Consider the following 10,423-nt stretch of genomic DNA (forward strand, 5'->3'; position numbering starts at 1 on the left):
CTTTATAGAGAGCTTGTTGTTAGTGCAGAGGCCAATGCTGGTGGCAGGCGTGACGAACCGCAGCGGCGCTGTTGAGTTTCAACAGGTCCAGGCTGAGGCGTTGGCATTCGGCCTCGTGCAACTGGCGCACGCGATCCTTGATTTCACCGATTTGCACCGGGCTCACCGACAGCTCGGTCACGCCGAGGCCGATCAGCACTGGTGTCGCCAGTGGATCGGAGGCGAGGGCACCGCACACGCCAACCCAGCGTTTGTGCACCGCCGCGCCTGCGCAGGTCATGGCGATCAGCCGCAGCAACGCCGGGTGCAGGGCATCGACGCGAGCGGCGAGACCTGCGTGGTCGCGGTCCATGGCCAAGGTGTATTGCGATAGATCGTTGGTACCGATCGAGAGAAAGTCGGCGTGCTCGGCCAGTTGTTCGGCTTGCAGCGCGGCGGCGGGGACTTCGATCATCACGCCGATTTCCGGGCGCTGGCTGATGTTCAGTTCCAGGCACAGCGCATCGACCCGCTGACGGATGTGCAGCAGTTCATCGACTTCGGTGACCATCGGCAACAGGATCCGGCAACGGCGCAGCGGGCTGACTTGCAGCAGTGCGCGCAGTTGTTGATCGAGGATTTCCGGACGGGCCTGAGCCAGACGAATGCCACGCAAGCCGAGTACCGGGTTGGCTTCGGCAGGCAGCGGCAGGTAGTCGAGTTGCTTGTCGCCGCCGACGTCGATGGTGCGGATGATCACCGAGTGTTCACCCATGGCATCGAGCACGGCTTGATAGGCAGAGCGCTGCTCTTCGACGTCCGGCGCGGTTTGCCGGTCGACGAACAGAAACTCGGTGCGCAGCAGGCCGACGCCATCGGCGCCGTTGACAAAGGCGTCCGCCGCTTCATGGCTGGAGGCAACGTTGGCGACCACTTCAATGGCCACGCCATTGCGGGTTTCTGCGGGCAGATGCGCCTTGGCCTGTTGCGCATCGCGGCGTTGCTGACGGTCGATTTGCGCCTGCTGGACCTCAGCCAGACGTTCGGCGCTCGGCGTCAGTTCGAGGCGACCGCCATCGGCATCCAGCACCACCGACTGACCTTGTGCTTGATCGAGTAAAGCGGCGCCCAGTGCAACCAGGCACGGCAGACCTTTGCCGCGCGCCAGAATCGCCACGTGCGAAGTCGCGCCGCCCTCGGCCATGCACAACCCGGCGACACCCTGCGCGCTGAGTTGCAGCAGATCCGACGGCGTCAGTTCATGCGCAGCAACGATGGCGCCGGCCGGCACGTCGTAATGCCAGGCTTCGCCGAGCACGGCGCGCAGCACCCGTTGCTTGAGGTCGCGCAGGTCGTTGGCACGTTCGGCCAGCAGTGCGCTGCCGGTGTATTGCAGCACTTCGCACTGCATGTCGATCGACTGGCTCCAGGCGTGAGTCGCCGCTGTGCCTTGATCGATGGAATGCTGCGCGGCGTCGAGCAGGGCCGGGTCTTCGAGCAGGGCCAGGTGCGCGGCGAAGATCGCTTCTTCGTCGGTGCTCTTGTGCTTTTTCGCTTGGGCTAGCGTGGCGTTGATTTCGTTGCGAACCTGCTTCAGCGCCGACTCCAGCACCTCCTGTTGCACCAGCGGATCATGGCTGCCCGTATCTGCCGGCAGGCTGATCGCATTCAAGCGAAACAGCGGCCCGCCGACCAGACCCGGTGCGGCGCACACACCCTGCAATACACCAGCCTCGGAGGGACGTTTGCGCGGTGCGGAGCTGGCCGGCGCAGCGGCGTGATGATCGTCGGGCAGGGCGGTCGCCAGCGCATTGAGCAAAGCCTGCAGCGCAGCTTCGGCGTCCGGTCCCTGACAGCTGACCTGCACCTCATCCTGCTCGCCGATGGCCAGGCCCATTAGCCCGATCAGGCTGTTGCACGGCGCCGATTTGCCGGCGAAGTGCAGCTGCGACTGGCTCTTGAAACCTTGTGCGGTCTGGCGAATCAGCGCCGCAGGACGTGCATGCAGACCGCCACGATGGGCCACCAACACCTGCGCCTGCACCGCTGGCCCACCCAACACTTCAGCATTCGCCGCCGTACTGGTACGAGCAATGATGTGCAGCAACGGCTCGCCGACCTTCACCGCTTTGAGCGTGATCGGGCGCACCTGGAAGTCCTGGCTGTTGGTCAGGATCAACAGGCTGACCAGGCTTTTGCACTGCTGGCCGACCTTGTCCAGGTCGTAGCGCAACAACGGTTGGCCCTTGTCGACCCGCGTGCCTTGCTTGACCAGCATCGAGAAGCCTTCGCCGTTCAGTTCGACAGTGTCCAGGCCAAGATGCAGGAGGATTTCCGCGCCGTTGTCGGCGCGCACGGTCAGCGCGTGGGCGGTGCGTGCGACGTGGATGATCTCCCCGGCACAGGGCGAGTACAGGGTGTCATTCAACGGGTCGATGGCGATACCGTCGCCCATCGCGCCACTGGCGAACACCGCGTCCGGGACTTTGGCGAGCGTGAGCACCGGGCCGCTGAGCGGGGCGCTGAGGGTCAGCTCTTTATTGTTGTTGTGCATGGCTCGGTCTCATCAGTAATTTCGCTTTCCCCTGTAGGAGCTGCCGCAGGCTGCGATCTTTTGATCTTGTTTTTTTGAACGTCAAAATCAAAAGATCGCAGCCTTCGGCAGCTCCTACACGGGTTACATGCCTAAACAGTGGTCAGTGCGTACGGGTCACTTTGCTCAGGTGGCGCGGCTGATCCGGGTTCATGCCGCGGGCCACGGCCAGGCCAGCGGCCATCACGTAGAAGCTCTGGATCGCCAGAATCGGGTCGAGGGCCGGGTGTTCGGCGCGGCTCAGGGTCAGGTCGCGTTCGAGAATGTCGTCCGGCGCGGCCAGCAGCACGCGGGCACCGCGTTGACGCATCTCTGCCGCAAGGCTGATCAGACCGGCCTGTTCGGCACCGCGTGGGGCGAACACCAGCAGCGGGTAATGCTCGTCGATCAGTGCCATCGGGCCGTGACGGACTTCGGCGCTGCTGAAGGCTTCGGCCTGAATCGCCGAGGTTTCCTTGAACTTCAGCGCGGCCTCTTGGGCGATGGCAAAACCGGCGCCACGGCCGATGACCATCAGCCGTTCGCAATCGCGCAAGGCGTCGATCGCGCTGCTCCAGTCCTGTTTTGCCGCTTCGCGCAGACCTTCGGGCAGGGCGTTGTGCGCTTCCAGCAGTTCGTTGTCTTCTTTCCAGTGCGCGATCAGGCGGGCGCTGGCGCTGAGGGTGGCGATGAAACTCTTGGTCGCGGCGACGCTGCTTTCGGTGCCGGCGAGCAGCGGCAGGCTGAATTCACACGCCGCTTCCAGTGGCGAATCGGCGGCGTTGACCATCGACACACTCAGCGCGCCACGCTTGCGCAGTAGACGCAGGCTGTTGACCAGATCCGGGCTCTGCCCCGATTGCGAGAACGCGAACGCCACCTGACCGCTGACCTTCAGCGGCGCCTGTTGCATGGTCACCACCGACATCGGCAACGACGCCACGGGCACCCCCAGTTGCTGCATGGTCAGGTAGGCGAAGTAGCTCGCCGCGTGGTCGGAACTGCCGCGCGCGACCGTCATTGCCACTTGCGGCGGCTGACGGCGCAGGCGCCCGGCGATCTCGATCATCTGCGGGTCGAGCTGTTGCAGTTGGGCTTGCACGGCCTCGAACGAGGACAGCGCCTCTTCAAGCATTTTTGAAGTCAATGTCTTCTCCTTCGACCATGACGGCGGTCAGTGTGAGTGAGCGATCCAGCCGCACGCAGTCGGCCCAGGCGCCCGGTTCGAGGCGCCCGCGTTCGGTGATGCCGAGGTAGTCTGCGGGAAATTGCGACAGGCGCTGCGAGGCCTCGGCGATCGGCAATCCGATCTTCACCAGGTTGCGCAGGGCCTGATCCATGGTCAAGGTGCTGCCGGCCAGCGTGCCGTCGGGCAGGCGCACGCCGCCCAGGCATTTGGTCACGGTATGGCTGCCCAGCTTGTATTCACCGTCGGGCATGCCGGCGGCGGCGGTCGAATCGGTGACGCAGTACAGGCACGGGATCGAACGCAGGGCCACGCGGATCGCACCGGGATGCACGTGCAGCAAGTCCGGGATCAGTTCGGCGAATTTGGCGTGGGCCAGCGCGGCGCCGACGATCCCCGGCTCGCGGTGATGCAGCGGGCTCATGGCGTTGTACAAATGGGTGAAACTGGTGGCGCCGGCATCGAGGGCGGCAACGCCTTCCTCGTAGCTGCCGAGGGTGTGGCCAATCTGCATGCGGATCCCGCGGCTGCTCAGCTCACGGATCAACCCGTCGTGGCCGGCGATTTCCGGGGCGATGGTGATCACCCGGATCGGCGCCAGCGCGAGGTATTGCTCGACCTCGTCCATCAACGCGGTATGTGCGAAATTCGGCTGCGCGCCGAGTTTGCCGGGGTTGATGTACGGGCCTTCCAGGTGCACACCAAGGACGCGGGCGGCGCCTTGCGGACGCTGTTCGCAGAACTCGCCGACTTCTTTCAGCACGCTTGAAATCTCGGCGCTCGGTGCGGTCATGGTAGTGGCCAGCAGCGAGGTGGTGCCGAAGCGCACGTGGGTTTTGGTGATGGTTTCGAAGGCGCTGGCGCCTTCCATGATGTCTTTGCCACCACCGCCGTGGACGTGCAGGTCGATGAAACCCGGCAGCAGGTACGGCAGGTCATTGTCGGCCGGATCGCAGGGCACGCCTTCGATCGACACGACTTTACCGTGTTCGTGAATCAGCCGGCCGCGAACCCAGCCGCTGGCGGTGAGGATGTTGTCTTCGGACATTTTGCTTCTCTCGTTTGGCCTGGCTGCCGGTCAGCGGCGAAGCTCTGCAACAAAGTCGTAGTAGTCGTTGCGGCAATAGGTGTCGGTGACTTCGATCGGCGTGTTGTCTTCCAGATAGCCGACCCGGGTCATCAGCAGCATGGCGGTGCCGGGGGCGATGCCGACCAGTGCGGCGAACTCGTCCGAGGCGTTGATCGCCTGGATGTGCTGCAGGGCGCGGACGATCGGTTTGCCGATGCCGTCGAGGTACTCGTAGAGCGAATCGCCGACCAGGTGCGGCTTGGGCATGATCGAGGCGGGCAGGGTGCTCATCTCGATGGCCATCACGGTGTCGTCGGCCTTGCGCAGGCGTTTCATGCGCGCCACCTTGTCGTTCGGCGACAGGCTCAGGCGGATCAGTTCTTCGTGAGTCGGCAGGGTGATTTCGCGCTCCAGCCACTGCGAGCTGGGGACGAAACCCTTGAGGCGGAGCATTTCGCTGAAGCCCGAGAGGCGTGACAGCGGTTGTTCCAGGCGTGGGGTGATGAAGGTGCCGGAACCTTGCAGGCGGCGGATCAGACCTTGATCGAGGAGCACTTCCAGTGCCTTGCGCGCGGTGACCCGGGAGATGCCGAGTTGCTCGCTGAGGTTGCGCTCGGAAGGCATCGCCTGTTCAGCCTTCCATTGCCCGGAATGGATCGCCGATTCCAGATTGCGCGCCAGCTGCAGGTACAGCGGTGTCGGCTGGGAGTCATCTGGGCGTAGGGCCTGGAGGTCGTTCATGTAGGTCATTTCCGACGCGAGTATAGGATTGTTGTGGCTCGCTTGTGGGGCGGAAATTAATACCACTTGAATACCATGTCAACGCAGTGAATTGGCGTGTAGCCCAATGAAATGGCGGGTTTCGGGGGTTGTGGTTTGAAGTGGTATTAGGGGTGGGCTGTAAAAAGCAAAAGATCGCAGCCTGCGGCAGCTCCTGCAGTGGGAAGTGGTATCAACCCTGTAGGCGCTGCCGCAGGCTGCGATCTTTTGATTTATTTTTTTTCTGGTGACCAGTGGTCGCTGGTTAAGGACGAATCTCGATCATCGTGCCGTCTGGCACCAGACCCCAGACTTCACGCATGTCCATGTTGCGCATGGCGATGCAGCCGTCGGTCCAGTCCAGGGTGTGGAACAGGTCTTCCGGGGTTTCTTCAGAATCCGGCGTGCCGTGAATCATGATCATCCCGCCAGGCTCGACGCCTTCGCGGCGGGCGCGGGCCGAATCGCTGATGTTCGGGTAGGAGATGTGCATCGCCAGATTGAATTTCTCGCTGACCTTGCGCCAGTCGATCCAATAGAAACCTTCGGGCGTGCGTTTGTCGCCTTCAATCAGTTTCGGACCTTTTTTCGCGCCCTTGCCCAGGGAAATTCGATAGGTCTTGATCGGCTTGCCGTCGGCGATCAATTGCAGTTGATGCGCCGATTTGAGCACCAGGATTTTTTCGATCAGCGGGGTGTTCGACGGCGTCACGGTGGTCACGAAGGACGCTTGGGAGACTGAGACGAATGACAGGCAAAACAGAGCAAACAACCAGCGCATTGAAACAATTCCCCAAAGAGTGACGCAACGTTAAGTGTAGGAGCTGCCGAAGGCTGCGATCTTTTGATCTTTTGATTTTTTGAGTCAGCTAATGGCAGGCTGAGCCAGCGGCGGAATCGATTCGGAGCGAACCGGGTAGTTTTCGGCGCGGCGATCAGCGAAGAAGCATTCTAAGGTACGCCCCACGGTGCGGAAAGCCAGCTCGTCCCAGGGAATGTCGGCTTCGTCGAATAGTTGCACTTCGAGGCTTTCGGGGCCGGCCGCGAAGTCCAGGTCGGCCAGTTCTGCGCGAAAGAACACATGCACCTGGCTGATGTGCGGCACATCGATCAGGGTATAGATGCTCAGATTGCGCACTCTGGCGCAGGCTTCCTCGGCGGTTTCGCGGATCGCGGCCTGTTCGATGGTCTCGCCGTTTTCCATGAAGCCGGCGGGCAGCGTCCAGTAACCCAGGCGTGGTTCGATGGCACGGCGGCAGAGCAGCACCTGGCGACCCCAGGTCGCGACACAACCGGCGACGATATTGGGGTTTTGATAGTGAATGGTCTGACAGCTCTCACAGACAAATCGCAGCCGCGAGTCGCCTTCGGGAATGCGCTGGGTCACCGGGTTGCCGCACTGGCTGCAAAATTTCATGCTGGGGTTCCTGAATGCTGCGCCTATCTTGGCGTGCAGCGGTGTCGGTCGGCAAGTTGTCGTTTCGCGACATGGCCCGGCGAAGGGCTTGGGCGGCTGCAATGATTGGTGCATGATGCAGGGTAAGGCACAGATCGAGAACACTCATGCTGGACGAGCTACTGCATAGGGTAAGCAACCACACACCGCGCACGCTGGAGACCGATAAACGTTTCCCCGAGGCCGCTGTTCTGGTGCCGATCACCCGCAGTGACGAGCCCGAGCTGGTGCTGACCCTGCGGGCCAGCGGCCTCTCGACCCATGGCGGCGAAGTGGCCTTTCCCGGCGGTCGCCGCGACCCGGAAGACCCTGACCTGATTTTTACCGCGCTGCGCGAAGCCGAAGAAGAAATCGGCCTGCCACCGGGGCTGGTCGAAGTCATCGGCCCGCTCAGCCCGCTGATCTCCCTGCACGGCATCAAGGTCACGCCGTATGTCGGGGTTATCCCGGATTTCGTCGAGTACCAGGCCAACGATGCCGAGATCGCAGCGGTATTCAACGTGCCGCTGGAGTTCTTCCGCAAAGACCCGCGTGAGCACACGCATCGCATCGATTACCAAGGCCGCAGCTGGTACGTGCCGAGTTATCGTTACGGCGAATTCAAGATCTGGGGATTGACCGCTATCATGATTGTCGAGCTGATCAATCTGCTCTATGACGAACAGATCAGCCTGCATCACCCGCCCAAAAGCTATATCAACACCTGAATCCATCGCTCGAATGGCCCGTCATCGTGAGCCCTGAGGAAAACAAGATGAAATACCGCCTGGGCGACGCCCGCGTCGAGACCCATCCACAGAGCTGGGTTGCACCCAATGCCGTGCTGGTGGGCAAGGTCAAGCTGGAAGAAGGCGCCAACGTCTGGTTCAACGCCGTGCTGCGCGGCGACAACGAGCTGATCCTGATCGGCAAGAACAGCAACGTCCAGGATGGCACGGTGATGCACACCGACATGGGCTATCCGCTGACCATCGGCACTGGCGTGACCATCGGCCACAACGCCATGCTCCACGGCTGCACCGTTGGCGACTACAGCCTGATTGGCATCAACGCGGTGATCCTCAACGGCGCGAAAATCGGCAAGAACTGCATCATCGGCGCCAATTCGCTGATCGGCGAAGGCAAGGAAATCCCCGATGGCTCGCTGGTGATGGGGTCGCCGGGCAAGGTCGTGCGTGAACTGACCGAGCCGCAGAAGAAAATGCTCGAAGCCAGCGCCGCGCACTATGTGCATAACTCGCAGCGCTATGCGCGTGATCTGGTCGAGCAGGAAGAATGAGTACTCCCGAAAGACCGGTTGCCTCGCCGTGTGTGAATATCTGTGCGCTGGATGAGGACGATATCTGCACCGGTTGCCAGCGCACGGTCGCGGAGATCACCCGCTGGGGCCGCATGACCAACGACGAGCGGCGGGTTGTGCTCGAGTTGTGTCATGAGCGGGCGAAGGCCAGTGGGTTGGTGTGGATGATCCCGGCGCCCCCCAACAAGTAGCGAAGATCAAAAGATCGCAGCCTGCGGCAGCTCCTACAGGAAGATCGCATTCCCATGTAGGAGCTGCCGCAGGCTGCGATCTTTTGCTTCTGCTTTGCCTGAAGTAACCTGTGCGCCAATTTCCCAGGTCGCCAGCATGATTTTCCTCATCGCCTACATCAGCAGTGTCGTGCTGATCAACTTCGCTTTCTCCACCGCGCCACACCTGGACATCATCTGGTCGGCCTGGGGCGGATTGGTGTTTGTGTTGCGCGACATGGTGCAAACCCGTTTCGGCCACGGTGCCATCGTGGCGATGCTGGTGGCGCTGGTGTTGTCCTACGTCACCTCGGATCCTTCCATCGCCCTGGCCAGCGCCACGGCGTTTGCGATCTCCGAGTGCATCGACTGGCTGGTCTTCAGCATCACCAAACGGCCGTTGCGCGACCGCCTGTGGATCAGTTCGGCGCTGAGCATTCCCCTCGATACCTTCATCTTTTTCGGCATGATCGACCTGATGACGCCACCGGTGATCATCACCGCATTGACCTCGAAGTTCGCCGGTGTTACTGCCGTCTGGCTGATCATGGCCTGGCGCGAGCGCAAACAGGCTGTCGCCAGCTGAGCCAAACCCTGCGGTTCATGTAAAATGCCGCGCTTTCTCCCCATGGAAAGCGCGTCTGGCGTTGCTTTCCTCGATGATCCGCTTCTTTGAGGACCTGAGATGACCCGTATCGGAACTCCATTGTCGCCAACCGCGACCCGCGTATTGCTGTGTGGCTGTGGTGAGTTGGGCAAGGAAGTGGTGATCGAGCTGCAACGCCTGGGCGTTGAAGTGATTGCCGTCGACCGTTACGCCAACGCGCCGGCCATGCAGGTGGCGCACCGCAGCCACGTGATCAACATGCTCGACGGCGCCGCGCTGCGTGCAGTCATCGAAGCCGAGAAGCCACACTTCATCGTGCCGGAAATCGAAGCCATCGCCACCGCCACCCTGGTCGAGCTGGAAGCCGAAGGCTTCACCGTGATTCCGACCGCCCGCGCCGCGCAATTGACCATGAACCGCGAAGGCATCCGTCGCCTGGCCGCTGAAGAGCTGGACCTGCCGACCTCGCCGTACCACTTTGCCGACACCTTCGAGGATTACAGCAAAGCCGTTCAGGATCTGGGCTTCCCGTGCGTGGTCAAGCCAGTCATGAGCTCGTCGGGCAAAGGCCAGAGCCTGCTGCGCAGCGCCGATGACGTGCAGAAAGCCTGGGACTATGCGCAAGAGGGCGGTCGCGCCGGCAAAGGTCGGGTGATCATCGAAGGCTTCATCGATTTCGACTACGAAATCACTCTGCTGACCGTGCGCCACATCGGCGGTACCACGTTCTGCGCACCTGTCGGTCACCGTCAGGAAAAGGGCGACTATCAGGAATCCTGGCAGCCACAGGCCATGAGCCCGATTGCTCTGGCTGAGTCCGAGCGCGTGGCCAAAGCCGTGACCGAGGCCCTGGGTGGTCGTGGTCTGTTCGGCGTCGAGCTGTTCATCAAAGGCGATCAGGTGTGGTTCAGCGAAGTTTCGCCGCGCCCGCACGACACCGGTCTGGTGACCCTGATTTCTCAGGACCTGTCGCAGTTCGCCCTGCACGCGCGCGCCATTCTCGGTCTGCCGGTGCCGCTGATCCGTCAGTTCGGCCCGTCGGCTTCGGCGGTGATTCTGGTGGAAGGGCAGTCGACCCAGACCGCGTTCGCCAACCTTGGCGCAGCGCTGAGCGAGCCGGATACGGCACTGCGGCTGTTCGGCAAGCCTGAAGTCAACGGTCAGCGCCGGATGGGCGTGGCGTTGGCGCGGGATGAGTCGATTGAGGCGGCTCGTGCCAAGGCGACCCGTGCGGCTCAGGCTGTTGTTGTAGAGCTGTAAACCGAGGCGCGGCATTCGCGAGCAGG

At 62.2% G+C, this 10,423-nt stretch carries 11 protein-coding genes; 5 read left to right on the plus strand and 6 right to left on the minus strand.

Annotated features, from left to right (window positions below):
• Positions 1-19 precede the first annotated feature (19 nt).
• The 6 genes from ptsP to ACM6HV_RS10660 form a co-directional block, all read right to left on the minus strand.
• Positions 20-2,533 (minus strand): phosphoenolpyruvate--protein phosphotransferase, encoded by a 2,514-nt coding sequence (gene ptsP, locus ACM6HV_RS10635; protein ID WP_414904163.1) that lies wholly within the window; start codon positions 2,531-2,533, stop codon positions 20-22.
• 142 nt (positions 2,534-2,675) lie between these two features.
• Entirely contained in the window at positions 2,676-3,698 is a 1,023-nt protein-coding gene (locus ACM6HV_RS10640; RefSeq protein ID WP_414904164.1) for an SIS domain-containing protein, read from the minus strand.
• Complete coding sequence (gene nagA, locus ACM6HV_RS10645) at positions 3,679-4,785, minus strand: N-acetylglucosamine-6-phosphate deacetylase (protein WP_414904165.1); 1,107 nt, start codon at positions 4,783-4,785, stop codon at positions 3,679-3,681. Before nagA ends, ACM6HV_RS10640 begins: the two co-directional genes overlap by 20 nt.
• A 30-nt stretch (positions 4,786-4,815) precedes the next feature.
• Positions 4,816-5,547, minus strand: coding sequence for a GntR family transcriptional regulator (locus ACM6HV_RS10650; RefSeq protein ID WP_027610964.1), 732 nt, complete (start codon positions 5,545-5,547; stop codon positions 4,816-4,818).
• A 283-nt stretch (positions 5,548-5,830) separates the two neighbouring features.
• A complete protein-coding gene (locus tag ACM6HV_RS10655) occupies positions 5,831-6,346 on the minus strand; it encodes a L,D-transpeptidase family protein (protein ID WP_041063109.1) in 516 nt (171 codons plus the stop codon).
• 84 nt (positions 6,347-6,430) lie between these two features.
• Positions 6,431-6,982: an NUDIX hydrolase gene (locus tag ACM6HV_RS10660; RefSeq protein WP_145597560.1), complete on the minus strand. Its 552-nt coding sequence runs from the start codon at positions 6,980-6,982 to the stop codon at positions 6,431-6,433.
• A gap of 146 nt (positions 6,983-7,128) precedes the next feature.
• Here ACM6HV_RS10660 and ACM6HV_RS10665 point away from each other — a divergent pair, with 146 nt between their 5' ends.
• The 5 genes from ACM6HV_RS10665 to purT all read left to right on the plus strand — a co-directional run bounded on the left by ACM6HV_RS10665 (position 7,129) and on the right by purT (position 10,397).
• Positions 7,129-7,728 (plus strand): CoA pyrophosphatase, encoded by a 600-nt coding sequence (locus tag ACM6HV_RS10665; RefSeq protein WP_007967803.1) that lies wholly within the window; start codon positions 7,129-7,131, stop codon positions 7,726-7,728.
• Positions 7,729-7,775: 47 nt separating this feature from the next.
• The gene (locus ACM6HV_RS10670) at positions 7,776-8,300 is read left to right on the plus strand and encodes a gamma carbonic anhydrase family protein (protein WP_007954617.1); all 525 of its coding nucleotides are present in this window, start codon (positions 7,776-7,778) and stop codon (positions 8,298-8,300) included.
• Positions 8,297-8,512: a DUF1289 domain-containing protein gene (locus tag ACM6HV_RS10675; protein WP_047292731.1), complete on the plus strand. Its 216-nt coding sequence runs from the start codon at positions 8,297-8,299 to the stop codon at positions 8,510-8,512. Before ACM6HV_RS10670 ends, ACM6HV_RS10675 begins: the two co-directional genes overlap by 4 nt.
• A gap of 136 nt (positions 8,513-8,648) precedes the next feature.
• A complete protein-coding gene (locus ACM6HV_RS10680) occupies positions 8,649-9,116 on the plus strand; it encodes a preQ0 transporter (protein ID WP_414904166.1) in 468 nt (155 codons plus the stop codon).
• A gap of 99 nt (positions 9,117-9,215) precedes the next feature.
• Entirely contained in the window at positions 9,216-10,397 is a 1,182-nt protein-coding gene (gene purT, locus ACM6HV_RS10685; RefSeq protein ID WP_003221968.1) for a formate-dependent phosphoribosylglycinamide formyltransferase, read from the plus strand.
• Positions 10,398-10,423 lie beyond the last annotated feature (26 nt).

It is taken from the genome of Pseudomonas sp. IT-P260 (genome assembly GCF_949768395.1).
Lineage (GTDB): Bacteria > Pseudomonadota > Gammaproteobacteria > Pseudomonadales > Pseudomonadaceae > Aquipseudomonas > Aquipseudomonas parakoreensis.